General features: G+C 71.3%; 13 protein-coding genes. 4 read left to right on the top strand and 9 right to left on the bottom strand.

Translation table 11 applies throughout. The features are described from left to right. Positions 1–15: 15 nt before the first annotated feature. From BN1701_RS03885 to BN1701_RS03865, 5 genes are all read right to left on the bottom strand, one after another. Positions 16–354: a metalloregulator ArsR/SmtB family transcription factor gene (locus tag BN1701_RS03885; protein WP_054045555.1), complete on the bottom strand. Its 339-nt coding sequence runs from the start codon at positions 352–354 to the stop codon at positions 16–18. After that, positions 351–800 carry an SRPBCC domain-containing protein gene (locus tag BN1701_RS03880; protein ID WP_054045553.1) on the bottom strand — a complete coding sequence of 150 codons (450 nt, stop codon included), beginning with the start codon at positions 798–800 and terminating at the stop codon, positions 351–353. The genes BN1701_RS03885 and BN1701_RS03880 overlap by 4 nt, the downstream gene beginning before the upstream one ends. Before the next feature lie 79 nt (positions 801–879). Next, positions 880–3,567 (bottom strand): bifunctional GNAT family N-acetyltransferase/acetate--CoA ligase family protein, encoded by a 2,688-nt coding sequence (locus BN1701_RS03875; RefSeq protein ID WP_054055596.1) that lies wholly within the window; start codon positions 3,565–3,567, stop codon positions 880–882. 87 nt (positions 3,568–3,654) lie between these two features. Continuing rightward, positions 3,655–4,830, bottom strand: coding sequence for an acetoin utilization protein AcuC (locus BN1701_RS03870; RefSeq protein ID WP_054045550.1), 1,176 nt, complete (start codon positions 4,828–4,830; stop codon positions 3,655–3,657). A gap of 260 nt (positions 4,831–5,090) precedes the next feature. Then, entirely contained in the window at positions 5,091–5,951 is an 861-nt protein-coding gene (locus BN1701_RS03865; RefSeq protein ID WP_054045549.1) for a sulfurtransferase, read from the bottom strand. A 103-nt stretch (positions 5,952–6,054) separates the two neighbouring features. On the opposite strand from BN1701_RS03865, the gene BN1701_RS03860 reads away from it, so the two are divergent. Genes BN1701_RS03860 through galE form a run of 3 tightly spaced genes read left to right on the top strand, consistent with a single transcriptional unit; the run spans position 6,055 to position 8,886 of the window. Then, the gene (locus BN1701_RS03860) at positions 6,055–6,750 is read left to right on the top strand and encodes a metal-dependent transcriptional regulator (protein WP_054045547.1); all 696 of its coding nucleotides are present in this window, start codon (positions 6,055–6,057) and stop codon (positions 6,748–6,750) included. Next, positions 6,747–7,886 (top strand): galactokinase, encoded by a 1,140-nt coding sequence (gene galK, locus BN1701_RS03855; RefSeq protein ID WP_054045545.1) that lies wholly within the window; start codon positions 6,747–6,749, stop codon positions 7,884–7,886. The genes BN1701_RS03860 and galK overlap by 4 nt, the downstream gene beginning before the upstream one ends. Before the next feature lie 43 nt (positions 7,887–7,929). Further along, the gene (galE, locus tag BN1701_RS03850; protein WP_082859640.1) at positions 7,930–8,886 is read left to right on the top strand and encodes a UDP-glucose 4-epimerase GalE; all 957 of its coding nucleotides are present in this window, start codon (positions 7,930–7,932) and stop codon (positions 8,884–8,886) included. A 328-nt stretch (positions 8,887–9,214) separates the two neighbouring features. Here galE and BN1701_RS03845 read toward each other — a convergent pair whose 3' ends face one another. The 3 genes from BN1701_RS03845 to BN1701_RS03835 form a co-directional block, all read right to left on the bottom strand. Then, the gene (locus BN1701_RS03845) at positions 9,215–10,264 is read right to left on the bottom strand and encodes a DUF4192 domain-containing protein (protein WP_054045541.1); all 1,050 of its coding nucleotides are present in this window, start codon (positions 10,262–10,264) and stop codon (positions 9,215–9,217) included. Positions 10,265–10,388: 124 nt separating this feature from the next. Next, a complete protein-coding gene (locus tag BN1701_RS03840; RefSeq protein ID WP_231949471.1) occupies positions 10,389–11,231 on the bottom strand; it encodes a M23 family metallopeptidase in 843 nt (280 codons plus the stop codon). Positions 11,232–11,337: 106 nt separating this feature from the next. After that, complete coding sequence (locus tag BN1701_RS03835; RefSeq protein WP_054045537.1) at positions 11,338–13,173, bottom strand: Xaa-Pro dipeptidyl-peptidase; 1,836 nt, start codon at positions 13,171–13,173, stop codon at positions 11,338–11,340. Positions 13,174–13,310: 137 nt separating this feature from the next. Here BN1701_RS03835 and BN1701_RS03830 point away from each other — a divergent pair, with 137 nt between their 5' ends. Further along, positions 13,311–14,876 carry a mucoidy inhibitor MuiA family protein gene (locus BN1701_RS03830; protein WP_197672040.1) on the top strand — a complete coding sequence of 522 codons (1,566 nt, stop codon included), beginning with the start codon at positions 13,311–13,313 and terminating at the stop codon, positions 14,874–14,876. On the opposite strand, the gene BN1701_RS03825 is transcribed toward BN1701_RS03830, so the two are convergent. Then, positions 14,873–15,778, bottom strand: a complete 906-nt coding sequence (locus tag BN1701_RS03825) for a TIGR03619 family F420-dependent LLM class oxidoreductase (RefSeq protein ID WP_054045536.1) — start codon at positions 15,776–15,778, stop codon at positions 14,873–14,875. The genes BN1701_RS03830 and BN1701_RS03825 overlap by 4 nt on opposite strands. Positions 15,779–15,815: the final 37 nt, after the last annotated feature.

Raw genomic sequence — 15,815 nt, 5'->3', positions numbered from 1 at the left:
TCCTTCCATGTGCGTTCACTGGTCTTTCCCGCGCTGAATGGCCTCGGCGATCCGCTTGATCCGGCGGAGCCGGGCGTCCCACGCCGCCCCCACCGACGAGAGCTGCGCGACCGCGCGGGCGAGTTGCGCCTCGTCCACCCGGTACCTCCGCTCGCGCCCGGCGGGCGCGGCGTGCACCAGGCCGACGCGGTCGAGCACGCCGAGATGCTTCGCGACGGCCTGCCGGGTCACGGGCAGCCGTTCACTGAGACTGGTGGCGGTGCCGTCGCCGTCGGCCAGGAGCAGGTCGAGCATCCGCCGACGGGTCGGATCCCCGATCGCGGACCACAGGTCGTCGTCGACGGCGGCGGTCATGGAGTCGACACCAGCCGCGCGAGGTACTCGCCGAGCCGGGGAACGAAGGTGTCCCAACCGACACTGTGTTCGCGGTACTGCTCCGCCACCTTCGCCGCCGTCCAGCCCATCTCCCGGAACCCGGTCTCGGTAAGCCGGATCCTGGTGCCCGCGCCCGCCGGGGTGAGCTCGAAGGTGATCAGCAGCGACTGGGCGGCGTCGACCCTGCCATCGGGATGGCACCAGCGGAACGAGAACAACCGAGGCGGCTCAACGTTCACCACCTTGATCGGGACGACGTTGACCCGGTCGCCCCAGACCAGCTCACCCACCGCGCCGGGGGTGGCTTCGACCTCGGCGTCGTCGGTCCACCACTGCGAGATGTGCTCGGGGCGGCTGACGACCTCGAAGACCACCTCCGGCGCGGCGTCGACGTGGATCTCCCGTTCGATGCTGCCGTACTCCATGCTCACACTCTCCTCAATGTGCAACGTTTGGTTGCACATCAAGCTAGCCGACCACGTCGCATCGCGCAACCGTTGGTTGCTAGTCCTGGGACTCGGCCAGCGGGCGCAGCCTGCGGGGCCCCGCGTCCGGCCGGGTGGGCGGCGGGCCGACCTTGGCGTGTCCGCCCGACACATAGGCGCCCGCGGCCGAGGCCAGGATCGGCTCCACCGTGAGGATCCGGACCTCCGGCAGGTCCTCGGCGAGCGCGGCGACCCGCAGCACCAGGTCCTCCAACGCTTTGAGGTCGGCGGGCTCACCGCCGCCGTAGCCCGCCAGCAACGGTGCCGCGCGCGGCGCGCGGACGATCGAGGCGGCGTCGGCGTCGGTGAGTGGGACGGCCCGGTAGGCGCGGTCGCCGAGCAGGTCGCTGATCACGCCCGCCAGCCCGAAGGACAGCAGGGAGCCGAACGACGGGTCGTCCTGCAGCCCGATCGTGCACGAGATCCCCTTGGGCGCCATCCGCTGCACGTACACCGTGTCCACACCGGACACTTCGCGCAGCTGGGCGTGCGCGGCGCGGATGGCGTCCTCCGCGGTCAGGTCCAGGCGCACGCCGACCAGGTCGTTGCGGCGGCGGAACCGGGGGTCGGCGGTCTTCATCACCACCGGCAGCCCAAGGTCCATGCCCGCCGCCACAGCTTCGTCGGCGCTCTCGACCACGCGATACGGCATCACGTCGATGCCGTAGGCGCCCAGCAGCGCGCGGGTCTGCTCGTCGGTCAAGTCCACTTCGGACCCTTCGACGGCCGCCGCGGCCACGACGGCGGCCCCGGCCGCGGCGTCGATCCCTTCTGGCCGCTGGTATTCGCCGAGTGGAGCCGAAGCCCACCGGGCGTACCGGGTGGCGCGGGCCAACGCCGCCACAGCCCGCTCCGGGCTCGGATACGACGGGATCGAGCCCCGGCCCGGACCGCCGCCCGGGCCCGCCACGACCAGTTCGGCGGGGACGCCCTCCACCGCGAGGAACGTCGACACGATCGGCTTTGTCCCCGCCTCGGCGACGTCGGCGGCGGCCTCGCGCAGGGCGCGGGCGAACGCCGTGCCGGGGATGGCCAGCGGGGGCACGAACACCACGATCAGCGAGTCCACGTCGTCGCGGCGCAGTGCGTCGGCGACCGCGGCGGCGAACACCTCGGGCCCGGCCTGCGCGCCGACGTCCACCGGGTCGCCCGCCAGCACGAGGTCCTGGGCCAGCGCGGCGTCAGCGGCGAGCACGCCGATGGCCGACGAGTTGCCGACGACCGCGACCCGCTCCCCCGGTGGCAGCGGCTGATGGGCCAGCAGGAGCGCGGTGTCGAACAGCTGCGCGATCGACTCGACCCGGATCACGCCCGCCTGCTCGAACAGCGCCTGCACGCTGGCGTCGTCGATCGTGACACCGGTCGCGGCCAGCGCGGGCAGCACCGCGTTGCGGCCGGACTTGACCGCCACGATCGGCTTGCTGCGGCCCAGCCTGCGCGCCAGCCGGGCGAACTTGCGCGGGTTGCCGAACGACTCCAGGTAGAGCAGCACGACGTCGGTCGCGGGATCGGTCTCCCAGTACTGCAGCATGTCGTTGCCCGACACGTCGGCCCGGTTGCCCGCCGAGACGAACGTCGACAGACCGAGCCCGCGCGCGGCGGCGTCGGCCAGGATCGCCGTGCCCAGCGCGCCGGACTGACAGAAGAACCCGGTCCGCCCGCGCGCGGGCAGCGTCGGCGCGAGACTGGCGTTGAGCCGCACCTTCGGGTCCAGGTTGATCACCCCGAGCGCGTTCGGGCCGACCACCCGCATGCCGTGCGCGCGGGCCTCGTCGACGAGCCTGCGCTCGGCGTTGGGGCCGGTCTCGGCGTAGCCGGAGGTCACCACGACGAGGGCTTGGACACCCTTGGCCATACACGCGTCCATGACATCGTCGACCCGGGACGCGGGCACGGCGACGACGGCGAGATCGACCGGGTCGGGGATATCGAGGACAGTCGGGTAGGCCCGGACCCCGCGCACGGACCGGTGCTCGGCGTTGACCGGGAACACTGGACCCGCGAACCCAGCGGCGAGCAGGTTCCGCAGGACGGCGTACCCGATCTTGGTCTCGTCGGTCGAGGCGCCGATCACCGCGACGGCGCGTGGGTTGAGCAGGTTGTGCACACTGCGCGCCTCGGCGGCCTGCTCGCGCGACCACGCCACCCGCACCGAGTCCTCGGTCGGGTCGATGTCGAACTCCAGGTGCGCCACGCCCTCCTCGAACTCGCGGCTGACCTGGTACCCGGCGTCGCGGAACACCCGGATCATCTGCGCGTTCTCGGCCAGCACCTCCGCCTCGAACCGGCGCAGCCCCCGCTCCCGCGCGGCGGCGGCCAGGTGCTCCAGCAGGATCGACCCGAGCCCCCGCCGCTGGTGCTCGTCCTCGACCACGAACGCCACCTCGGCCGAGTCCTGGTCCTTCAGGCGCTCGTACCGCCCGACGGCGACGATGTCGTCCCCCAGCAGGGCGATGAAAGCCACCCGATCGTGGTGGTCGACGGTGCTGAATCGGACCAGGTCCTTGGCCGGGATCCGCGGGTACGGCGCGAAGTAGCGGAAGTAGCGGGTGCGGTCGGAGAGCCTGCCATGGAAGGCGAGCAGCGCGTCGGCGTCGCTGGGGACGATGGGCCGCAGATGGACGGTGCGACCGTCGGCGGCCACGACATCGGCTTCCCAGTCGCGCGGATACGCGTAGGGATCGGGCGCGTCAGCTGAATCGGCCACGTCGGTTCCTCGGTCGTCCAGATCGGGCGCGGACTCGGCCCACGCGGTAAGAGCGAACCAGATCGGTCCCACCTTCGCGCGGAGGCGTCAGTCCCGGGGGTCGTCCGGGTCGAGGCCGTGCAGCGGGAACACCGCGCGCCGCACATCGCGGATCACGGCGTCGACGGGCTGGTCGAGCCCGCCGTCCCAGGGTTCGAAGGCGGTGTCCCGGCCGTCGCTCATGGTCAGCGGCAGGTCGGCGTTCGGCGCGATCTTGCGCACCGAGGCGGTCCACTGCGCGGGCACCCGGGTCTCGGGGGCGACGTCGCGGTCGAGCACGGTGGCGATCAGGTGGGTCCACGAGCGAGGCACCACCCGCAGCAGCTGATAGCCACCGCCGCCGGTCGCCAGCCACTTGCCACCCGCGTACCGATCGGCCAAGTCGCGCAGCGTCCGGTAGATCGCGCGGTGGCCGTCGACAGACAGGGCGAGGTCGGCGAGCGGGTCCTCCTCATGGGTGTCGACGCCACACTGGGTGACCAGAATCTGCGGCCGGAACGCCTTGAGCAGCGACGGCACCACCCCGGTGAACGCGCGCAGCCACGCCGCGTCCCGGGTGTACGGCGCCAGCGGGATGTTGACCGCCGACCCCTGCGCGCCCCGGCCGCCGAGTTCGTTGACGAAACCGGTGCCCGGCCACAGCGTCATCGGACTCTGGTGCAGCGACACGGTCAGCACCCGCGGATCGTCATAGAACGCCGCCTGCACCCCGTCGCCGTGGTGGACGTCGACGTCCAGGTACGCGACGCGGTCGAACCCGTTGTCGAGCAACCACGAGATCGCCACAGCGCAGTCGTTGTACACACAGAACCCGGACGCGTGGTCCCGCATCGCGTGGTGCAGACCGCCCGCGATGCTCACCGCCCGGTCGACCGTGCCCTCCGCGATGTGCCTGGCACCCAACAACGACCCGCCGACGACCAACGCCGACGCGGTGTGCATGCGGTCGAACACCGGGTTGTCGGCCGAGCCAAGCCCATGCCCCACATCCCACCCGACCGTCGGCGCCCGCTGCACGGCCCGCACGTAGTCGAGCTCGTGCACGCGCTCGATATCGGACTCGGCGGCGGGCTCCGGGACCTGCAGGGTCACCCCGTCCAACACCCCGAGCGCCGCGGCCAGGCGCATGGTCAGTTCGAGCCGGATCGGGTTGAACGGGTGCTCACCACCCAGGTCGTACCCGAGCAGGGAGGCGTCCCAGACGACGGTGGCTCGATCACCCATGTGTCGACCCTAGTGCTGTGTCCACGAACGTTGCCAGGCTCTCGACGGCCCAGCTTCCCGCCGGCCGCACCGCCGAAACGCCCAAGTACACCCAGTACGAGCGGCATTCCGGCGGCACGCCCAGCGGAAACCTGGATCCGCCGATAGCCCGACAACGTTCATGGACACAGCACTAGTGGGACCGGTTCCCTACCGCGACAACCCCGGTTGGCAGGGTCACGACCCCTGGACCTACGGCCGGGTCGGGCAGGATTAACCGGCTAGGGCTGGTCGCCGGTCGCCACTGGCCTGCCCTGGTCCACGCACCAGTGCGACCACGAACCCGCGTACAGCGCGGCGGGCCGCTCTGGCGTCGTCACCCCGGCCACTTCAAGCGCCAGCACCACCGACGACGCCGTGACGCCGGAGCCGCAGTAGGCGCCGACCGGTTCGCCCGCGCGCACCCCGATCTCGGCGAACCGCTCGGCGAGCGCGCCCGCCCGCTTCCACCGGCCGTCTTCGCCGAGGTGGCCCGCGAACGGCGCGTTGACCGCGCCCGGCACGTGCCCGGCCCGCGGGTCGATCGGCTCCACGTCGCCCCGGTACCGCTCCGGCGCCCGCGCGTCGAGCAGGATCCCGTCGCGCGCCATCGCCGCCGCGTCCCCGGCGTCGAGGACCGGCATCCCGCCAGGACGCACCTCGATGTCACCCGGTCGCGGCACCACCACGGCCGTGTCCACCGGCCCGCCATGCGCGACCCACGCCGCGTAGCCGCCGTCGAGCACCGCCACGTCCTGGTGCCCGGCCCACCGCAGCAGCCACCAGACCCGCGCCGCGACCGACCCGTTGTCGGCGTCGTAGGCCACCACCGGCCGGTCCGCCCGCACGCCCGCGGCCCGCAGGACCCGCTCCAGGTCGGCAGGGTCGGGCAGCGGGTGCCTGCCGCCCTCCCCCGGCTCGGCGGCCAGATCGGTGTCCAAGTCCAGGTAGACGGCACCGGGGAGGTGGCCCGCTGCGTAGTCCTCCCGCCCGGACGGGCCACCGAGCCGCCACCGCACATCGACCAGGACCGGCGCGTTGGGACTGTCGATGGCGGACAGCAGGTCGGCTGTGGAGACGATGGGCTGCGTGAGTGCGGTCACCCCGCCATCCTGCCCGAGCCCCGATCGAGATCATCGACCACCATCGTGTCGCTGTCCTGTCATCCCCAGCGACTACCATGGGAACCGACGTAAGGGGAACGGCGTGAACGATCTCATCGACACCACCGAGATGTACCTCCGCACCATCTACGAGCTGGAGGAGGAGGGCGTCGTCCCCCTGCGTGCCCGCATCGCCGAACGCCTCGGCCAGAGCGGTCCCACGGTGAGCCAGACCGTGGGCCGCATGGAGCGCGACGGCTTGGTCGTGGTCGCGGGCGACCGGCACCTGGAGCTGACCGACCACGGTCGGTCCCTGGCCATCGCGGTCATGCGCAAGCACCGCCTCGCCGAGCGCCTGCTGGTCGACGTCATCGGCCTGGAGTGGGAACACGTGCACAGCGAGGCCTGCCGCTGGGAGCACGTGATGAGCGAGGCCGTCGAGCGCAAGCTGGTGAAGCTGCTCGGCCACCCCACCACCTCGCCGTACGGCAACCCGATCCCCGGTCTCGACCAGCTCGGCGAGGGCGAGCCCGCGCCGCCGGTCGAGGCGGGCCTGGTCCGGGTCGACGAGGTCGCCCGCCGCGGCGGCGGCAGCGTCGAGGTCCGGCGGATCGCCGAGCACGTCCAGCTAGACCCGCACCTGATGGCCGAGCTCAAGCACGTCGGGGTGCTGCCCGGCGAGATGATCGACGTCGCCGCGTCGAAGGGCGACGGCAGCAACATCGCCATCACCGGCGCGGGCAACACCGCCGAGCTGGCCCCGATCGTCCTGCACGCTGTGCTGGCCCGTTCGACGTGAGCCCGGCGGTTCAGGCAGCCGCCGAATTCCGGCGGCTGCACGAACGCGCCCCCGAGGGAGTCTGGTCGGCCCCCGGCCGGGTCAACCTGATCGGCGAGCACACCGACTACAACGACGGCTACGTCCTGCCCTTCGCGCTGCGCCACCGCATCGCCGTCGCCGCGTCGCCCAGAGCCGATGGCGTCCTCACCGCCGTGACGATCGGCTCGGACGGCAACGCCCAGTGGGCCATCCCGACCTCGGTCGCCGACCTCGCTCCCGACCGCACCGGCGGCTGGGCCGCCTACCCGTTCGGCGTGGCGTGGGTGTTGCGCCAACACGGTTTCGCCGACGGCGCCGATCTCGTCATCACCGGCGACGTGCCCACCGGCGCGGGCCTGTCTTCGTCGCACGCCCTGCAGTGCGCGGTGGCGTTGGCCCTGCTCGGCCTCGCGGACGCCACGGTGCCGCTGCCGGAACTGGCCAGGTGGATCCAGCGCTCGGAGAACGACTTCGTCGGCGTGCCCACCGGTCTGTTGGATCAAACAGCCTCCCTTTGCTGCGTCGACTCGCATGTGTTGTTCGTGGACGTGCGCTCCGACGAGCAGGAGCAGATCCCGTTCGACCCAGCCGCCCACGGCCTGGGCGTGCTGGCCATCGACACCCGTGTGCGGCACTCCCTGGCCGACTCGGCCTACGGCGACCGGCGCACGGCCTGCGAACGCGCCGCCGACCTGCTCGGCGTGCCGTCGCTGCGCGACGCGACCGACATCAGCGGCCTCCCCGAGGACCTGTTGCCCTTGGCCCGCCACGTCGTCACCGAGAACGCACGGGTGCTTCGCACGGTGGACTGCCTGCGCGCGGGCAGCCTCCCGCTCATAGGCGCGGCGCTCACCGAGTCCCACGTGTCTCTGCGCGACGACTACCTGGTGTCCTGCCCCGAACTCGACGTCGCGGTGGAGTCGGCCGTCGGCGCGGGCGCGCTTGGTGCCAGGATGACCGGAGGCGGTTTCGGCGGCACGGCCATCGCCCTCGTCCCGGTCGACCGGGACGAGCAGGTACGCGCGGCGGTGACGTCGGCGTTCGCCGAACGCTCGTTCACCGCGCCGCGGATGTTCACCGCGGTGCCGTCCCCAGGCGCGGGACGCGACTACTAGGGCCACCCGGGTGGCCACGCGAAGCAGGAAGGCGAGGACCACGGTGAAGCTGCTGGTGACCGGTGGAGCGGGGTATGTCGGCAGTGTGTGTGCCGCCAGGCTGGTGGAGACCGGACACGAGGTGACCGTTGTCGACGACCTGACGACCGGCCACGCCGACGCGGTGCCTGAAGGCGCCCGCTTCGTCGAGGGCGACCTGGCCGAGGTCGCCCCGGTGCTGCTGGCCGACGGTTTCGACGGCGTGCTGCACTTCGCGGCCAAGTCACTCGTCGGCGAGTCCATGCAGGACCCCGGCAAGTACTGGAACGGCAACGTACTGACCTCCCTTCAGCTGTTGGACGCCATGCGTGAGCACGGCACCCCCCGACTCGTGTTCTCCTCCACCGCCGCGACTTACGGCGAGCCCGAGCAGGTGCCCATCCTCGAGACGGCACCGACCCGCCCCACGAACACCTACGGCGCGACCAAGCTCGCCATCGACCTCGCCATCACCTCCTACGCCAAGGCCCACGGCCTGGCCGCGGTGAGCCTGCGCTACTTCAACGTCGCGGGCGCCTACGGCCGCTACGGCGAGCGGCACACCACCGAGACCCACCTCATCCCGATCGTCCTGCAGGTCGCCATGGGCACCCGCGAGTCCTTGTCCATCTACGGGGACGACTACCCCACCGCGGACGGCACCTGCGTCCGCGACTACATCCACGTCCTCGACCTGGCCGAGGCACACCTGCTGGCCCTGAGCCACACCGTCGAGGGCGAACACCAGATCTACAACCTCGGCACCGGCACCGGGTTCTCCAACCGCGAGGTCGTCGAGACCTGCCGCCAGGTCACCGGCCACCCCATCCCCGCCACCTTCGCCCCGCGCCGCCCCGGCGACCCGGCCACCCTGGTCGCCTCCGCCGACGCCGCCGCCGAGAACCTCGGCTGGAAGCCGGAACGCACCGACCTCCACACCATCGTCACCGACGCCTGGGAGTTCACCCGCGACCGCGGGTAGGAGGACCGCGCAGTACCCGTCAGTCCGATTTGGACAGATCCCGTCCTGGCCAGGCCTGCCTGCCTGGCAGGCAGGCAGGCAGGCAGGCAGGCACCAAGCCCGTTTCGGCCTGTCCACGTCGTAGGTCGAGCGCCGTACGCCTGTCCCACATCGAGTGCCCGGTCCGACACCAGCGGCTTCACTCCGCCGGGGTCGGACCGGAGGCGCGAAAGTCAGCAGCGGAACACGTGCGTAGGAGCGTTCGGTCAGCCCGGTGTGGGATCGACCGGGGTCGGACGGGGTTGGTTCGGTCTGTCTCTCCTTCCGTCGTTCAGGCCGCCGGGTGTGGTCAGGCTGGGGCCGTGGCGGGGATGGGTGGGCCCTCGCGTGGGGAGGGGGTCCGGCCTGCTCGGGTCAGGATGTGGCGGAGTTCCTTCGGCGATATCGCGTGCTGTACCGCGATCTTCAGCATGCCCGCGACCTCGTGGCCGGGGTCGGCCGCCAAGGCGACATCCAAGGCCGCGTTGGCGAGCACGCCGTCGCCCCGTAGGTGGGCGCCGATCGCGAGGAGGCAGGCGGGTTCGGCGCGTTCCGGGGCTGGGGCGCTTCGGGTGAGGCGGGTCCAGAGGCGGGTGGCGGCGTCCGCGTCGGCGGAGAGGACGATCTTGAAGCATTCACCGCGGACGTCCTCCTGGGTCAGGGCGAGGGTGAGGGCGACGAGTCGGTCCTCGTCCAGATCCGGTTCGGCTCGGGTGGCCGAGGCGAACTCGGCGACGGCGGCGTGGATGAGGGCCATGTCGCGGGCGAGCGCGTTCGGGTCGCACTCGCCGTGGATCGCGGCGCGGACTTCGGCGCCCACCAACGTGTCCAACGCCCGCGCGCGCTGGTCGAGGATGTCGGGTGGGTCTGGCGCCAGGCTGGCCACGAGCGCCTCGCGGGTCGGGTAGGTGATCGCACCCTCGACGGCTCTCATCACCGCGAACGGGGTGATGTCCGGGTCGGGGACGACGCCGGAGCACTCGGGTTCGGCGTAGCACCACCACATCTCCCCCGCCGCCCCGGTCCGCACCCACAGCGGATGGTCCACGACCACACCCACCGCGTTGAGGTCGGCGATGAGTTGGTCGACGAAGTCGCGGTGGGACAACCGACCTGGCCCGCCCACGATGACCACCAGCGCCCGCCCGACCCGGTGGCGGGAGCAGGTGTCTGCGAGGTGCGCGGAGAGGCCGACCACCTCTGCCGAAGCGGGAAGGTCGGCCCGGAGGACCGGCCCCACGGCGAAGGTGTCGCCGTCGGGTTCCACCGTGACCACGACAGCGGACTCGCTGGGGTGGAAGCCGAGGAGATGGGGTACGGCGGCCACGAGGTCGCCGCCGTTGTCGAGTTCAAGGTTCATGTGTCCACTGTGCGAGGCGGTGGATCTCTTTGCCAGACAACCATTCCCGGTTGTGGATGAATCGCCCCATGTGGACAAACGGCCCGACAGAACTCGGTTCTGTCGGGCCGTCGCGCTACCCTGCTCAGCCGCAGTGCTCGAACGGGCTGGTGTAAGCCGAGGACCCGACCGACCCGCCCCACTTCACGCACTGGTTCGCGGCCGACTTCTTGACCGGCCCCGCGTAGTAGGAGAAGGACCCCGAGTCCGTCGTCCGGGTGGAGCCTTGGACTTCGAGAAAGGCCGACACCGGCGACGGCGTCCCGATCGACACCACCTTGATCGTCGCCACGCAGTTGGCCCCGGTGCCGGAGTTGTAGAGCAGGTACGTCGTCCCCTGCGACCCCAATGCCGCCGAATCGATCCGAGTGAAGCCGCTGCCGCACACCTCTTCCGGCGAGTACGGGTTGACGCCGCCGCACTTGTTCTGGCTGGTGTAGCCGCGGGTCCCCCAATAGAGGATCTGGCTGCCGTTGAACACGATCCGCTGCGGCACCCCGTTGAGCAGTTCCTCGAAGTGCAGGTGCGGCCCGCTGGACTCGCCGGTGTTGCCGACGTCGCCGATCAGCTGGCCTTGGCTGACGGTCGCGCCGACCGACACCCGCCGCACCGACAAGTGCGCGTAACGGCTGCGCCAGCCGCTGCCGTGGTCGATCTCGACCCAGTTTCCGTAGCTGGCCGCGCCCTCACTCTCCGAGCGCGTCACCCGGCCGCCGAGCGCGGCGACCACCGGGTCGCCGTCGTCGTTGGTCCGGTTGAAGTCGACCGCGTTGGCCGGGCTGTGGTTGGTCCGGGTCTGACCACTCCACACCTGACCGCAGGGGAATGGCATCTGGAAAGCCGGTGCCGCCGCGGCGACGCCCTCACCGAGAACGAGGAGCGCCGCCGCGGCGACGGTGGTGCATGCCAGGGCTGAGAACCTGTTCAACTGCCACCTCCGCGAAGATCCGATTACGTTGATCGGACCACGACAGTCAGTCGGCGGGGAAGCCTTCGGGTGTGAACAGTTTCCGCACTAGGGGTGCACCCCGGTGTCATCCCACCGACGAGCGCAGCGCCGAGTGGCCGCCCACGACCGGCAGAATCAGGCTGCTGCGCGAGAGGTCGACCGAGATCCCCGCACCCGGCTGGGGCCGCAGCGTGTAGTCGTAGTCGCTGGACATGACCACCACGCCCAGGCTGTGCCCGGCGCCCAGCACGTAGTCGTCCGGCACGAGTTCGACCTCGATGTCGTAGGCCTTGCCCGGTCGGATCGGCTGGGTGTGACCCGGCGAGTGCCGGTTCTGCGGGTCGGTCCACCCGCGCGTGATGATCGACGTCTTCCCGTCCGGTGCCCGGTCGACCAGCAGCACTGTCACGTTCGCCGCGGGCCTGCTGAACGACAGCCGCAGGTCGGCCCGCACGCCACCGCTGATGCGCAGTGGCTGCGTGGCCGGGCGCGTGGCGTACGACAGGCGGTGCTCGGAGGCGGGCGCCGCGGCCAACACCTCAGCGGTCTTCGACACGTCGTCGGTCAACGACTCGACCACCGGCCTGCCGAACGACGGGCGCGCGCTGAGTCCGCCGACAGTCGCGCCACCGACGCGCGGGAAAAGCCGCGCGGGCGCGGTGCCCACCGCGGGCCACTCGGCCTCGTCGTGCCAGGTCTTGTCCTCGCGCTGGATCGTGGCCTTCGGCTCGTCCTCGATGCCGTTGTCGATCGAGTACAGGTAGTGCGACATCCACCGGTTGAGGGTGATCAGCCACTCGGCCTGCCGCAGCCGGAAGGGATCGGCGTGGCCGGACTGGTGCAGCCAGATCTTGTGCTCGACACCCTGCCGCTTGATCGCGGAGTACCACTGGTCGACGTGGGTCATCTTGACGTTCCAGTCGTTCAGACCGTGCACCGCCAGCACCGACGCGCGGACCTTGGAGACGTCGCCCAGGTAGTTGCGCTCGTCCCAGAACCGACTGTAGTCGCCGGTGATCCGGTCCTGTCGCGCCACGATGTCGGCGATGACCGGCTTGCAGATCTCCCGGTCCGCGCGGGTGTAGACGTAGTCGGCGAGCACGTCGAGGTCCTCGCCCTGGAACGTCCCCGGCGCCACGACCGCGCCGTCGGCCCGGTAGTAGTCATACCAGCTGGAAATCGCCGCGATAGGCACGATGGTCTCCAGACCGCGGACTCCGGTGGTCGCGACGGCGTTGGGCAGGGTGCCGTTGTACGACACGCCCATCATGCCGACCTTGCCCGTCGTCCACGGCGCGTCGACCGGGTTGCCCGCGGCGTCCTTGGCGCCCGCGCGGCCGTTGAGCCAGTCGACCACCGACTTCGCGCCGATCGTCTCGTTGCGGCCACCGCTGGTCGGGCAGCCGGTCGACAGGCCCGAGCCCAGCGACTCCGCGTAGACCACCGCGAACCCGCGCGCGGTGAAGTAGGACTCGTATCGCCAGGTGATGGCCGGATTCGGGCCGACGGACGCGGCCACGCGCTCGTCACCGAGGCCGCGCGCGCCCGTGCGGCGGTCGCCGTGGCCCGGCTTGCCCGGCACGTACAGCTCCTGGTCGACGCTGTGGTTGGGCACGTCGTTGCCGCCCGCGTAGTACGGGCTGGCCTGGTAGACGACCGGCACCTTCATGCCGAGATCGGTCGCGCGGGGCCGCACGACCTCGACGTGGACCAGGTCGTCCTTGCCGTCGAAGTCGCTGTCGACAGGCGCGGTCACCCACAGCGACTGGCGCACGACATCGGCGGGGTCGAACACGGGCTGGGCCTGGCCGTCGACGAAGACCGGCGCGGGCGGGTCGGTCTGGGCCGAGGCGGGGGTGGTGAGCAGGGGAACCGCGAGCAGGGCGGCCACGGCTGCGACGGCGGATCGCGCACGTCTCATGGTTGGCTCCAATGTGCAGGATGCAGGTCGGGTCCGCACCTTTCCCCCTGGTCCGACAGTGTGTCAATGCCGCCAAAAGGGCGAAGAATCCACTGTGGACACGTGCCGGGAACCCGCGCGATGGGTAGCCTCGCGTCGTGACAAGTCCTCTGGAAGCCTCGATCGTGGCCGTGACCGTCTATCCGGGACAGGCCCGAGTCACCCGCAAGGGCGTGGTCAGCCTCGACGCGGGCGCGCGCCGGGTGCTGGTCGGCGGCCTGCCGCTGGCGCTGCACCCGGACTCGGTCCGGGTCACCGGTCGCGGCGCCGCGACCGTGCTGGGGGTCGACGTGCGCTCCGAGCACCACCCGCGCACCCCGGACGGCACCCTCGCCGAGCTGCAGGAACAGCGTGACCTGATCCGCGCCGCGCTCGACGAGATCAGCGACAAGGAAGCCGTGCTGACCGTCCAAGCCGACGTCGTCAGCGCCCTCGCCAAGCGCGTGGGAGGTACCTTCGCCCCGGCGCTTGCCCGCAACGAGACCGACCCGGCCAGGGTCGCCGACGTCAACGGCGCGCTGGCCAGACAGCTCGCCGACGTCCTGGCCGCCCAGCGCGACCTGGCGAGTCAGCGGCGCAAGACCCAGGAGCAGCACGACGAGATCGAGCGCAAGCTCAACGACCGCTACGGCCACCGCGCCCCCGACCGGATGGCCGTGGAGGTGGAGTTGGAGGTCGTCGAGGCGGGCGACCTGGAGATCGAACTGTCCTACCTGGTGCACGGCGGGCACTGGGAGTCGCGCTACGACGTGCGGCTGGCCGACGGCGCGTTGACCGTGACCTGGTACGGCCTGGTCACCCAGCACACCGGCGAGGATTGGCCGGAGTGCGATCTGCGCCTGTCGACCGCCCAGCCGACCGACGGGATCAACGTCCCCGAGCTGTCGCCGTGGTACGTCGACGTGCTGCGTCCGATCATGCCGAGAGCGGCCCGCGCGTACGGCGCGGCCGACATGGCCGCCCCCGGTGGCGCCATGCCCGCGGCGGCGCCCGCGATGGCCGCCGCGCCGGAGATGATGGAGTCGTTCGCCACCGTCGAGCAGGGCGCCACCGCCGCGACCTACCGGCCCGCGCGGCCGATCGCGGTGCCCGCCGACGGCACGGCCCACCGCACGACCGTCGCCGTGGTCGAGCTGCCAGCGGAAACCGATCACGTGACAATGCCCGTGCGCGGCCCTGAGGCTTATCTGCGCGCGACTGTCACTAACAACTCCGAACACACACTCCGGCCTGGCCGGGCCTCGATCTTCCACGACAACGAGTTCGTCGGCTCGACCGACCTCGACGCGTGGGCACCGGGAGAGGAGGTCGAGCTGACCCTGGGCGTCGACGAGCGCATCCGGGTCGAGCGCGAACTCGTCCGCCGGTCGGCTGGCAAGGCGGTGCTGGGCAGCACGCGCAGGCAGGAGGCCGCCTACCGGATCAAGGTCGGCAACTTCGGCCCGCGCGACGCGCACATCACCGTCGTCGACCAGGTGCCGGTGTCGCGCAGCGAGTCGATCGTGGTCCGCGATGTCACCCTGCGCCCGGAACCGGTCGAGAAGACCGACCTCGGCGAGATCACCTGGAAAACCGACCTGGCGCCGGGCAAGTCCGCCGAGTTCGAGTTGGGGTTCCGCCTCGACATCGCCAAGGGCGTGCAGGTCTCGGGCTGGCGAGACTAGGGAGCGAACGCGGTCAGGGCATCGTGGGCCCGGCGCATCGACTCGGCTGGGTCGGCGTCGGGTGAACCGATCTCGGGGTCGAAGTTCAGGTCGACGAACAGCTCGGTGATGCCCTGCTCGGCGAGCATGGCGAAGTCGCCGCGGATCTGGTCAAGGGTGCCCGTGAGGGTCCGCCGATCACCGTGGGTCGTCTCCCGCACCCGCACGGCGCCGCGGCAGACGAACCGCAGGGCGTCGACGTCGCGGCCTGCCTCCCGCGCGGCCTCGCGAACGATCGCGATCGACGCCCCGATCGACGGAAGATCGGCTCGGCTGCTGCTCACCCACCCGTCGCACAGCCTGCCCGCGCGGCGCAGCGCGGCCGGGGCGGTGGCGCCCAGCAAGATCGGCGGTCCCCCTGCCTGCACCGGTTTGGGATCCATCCGGATCGGCGGCACGCGGTAGAACTCGCCTTCGTGCTCGACGACGCCATCGCTCCAGAACCGGCGCAGCAGCGGCAGGTACTCCTCGGCCCGACGGCCGCGGCCCCGCTGGTCGGCGCCGACGGCGATGTACTCCTCCTCGGCCCACCCGATGCCCAGTCCCGCGTCGAGCCGTCCGCCGGACAGCACGTCCAGCGTCGCCAGTTGCTTGGCGAGCAGTGGCGGAGCGAAGAACGGCAGGTTGAGCACCGCGATCCCGAGCCGGACCCGGCTGGTCCGCGCCGCGAGGAACCCGGTGGTCGCGATCGGGTCCAGCACCGACCGGTACATCTCACCCCAACTGCCGTCCGGCGGGGACAGCAGTCGCTGGAAGGTCCACAGCGAGTGGTAGCCCAACTCCTCGGCCCGCTCCGCGACGCGCACAACATTGTCCGTGGTGGCCCAGGAACCCGACACTGGAACCGCGAATCCGATCAGCACATCCACCACGCTACGGCGCCATGAGTGCGATGGCAGA

Source organism: Alloactinosynnema sp. L-07 (genome assembly GCF_900070365.1).
Lineage (GTDB): Bacteria > Actinomycetota > Actinomycetes > Mycobacteriales > Pseudonocardiaceae > Actinokineospora.
This window is presented reverse-complemented; position numbering and strand designations above follow the sequence as displayed.

What these genes read in the sequence shown, in the direction of transcription:
- BN1701_RS03885 (WP_054045555.1), bottom strand. Translation starts at nt 354, where the DNA reads ATGACCGCCGCCGTCGACGACGACCTGTGGTCCGCGATCGGGGATCCG.
- BN1701_RS03845 (WP_054045541.1), bottom strand. Translation starts at nt 10,264, where the DNA reads ATGAACCTTGAACTCGACAACGGCGGCGACCTCGTGGCCGCCGTACCC.
- BN1701_RS03880 (WP_054045553.1), bottom strand. Translation starts at nt 800, where the DNA reads ATGGAGTACGGCAGCATCGAACGGGAGATCCACGTCGACGCCGCGCCG.
- BN1701_RS03835 (WP_054045537.1), bottom strand. Translation starts at nt 13,173, where the DNA reads ATGAGACGTGCGCGATCCGCCGTCGCAGCCGTGGCCGCCCTGCTCGCG.
- BN1701_RS03870 (WP_054045550.1), bottom strand. Translation starts at nt 4,830, where the DNA reads ATGGGTGATCGAGCCACCGTCGTCTGGGACGCCTCCCTGCTCGGGTAC.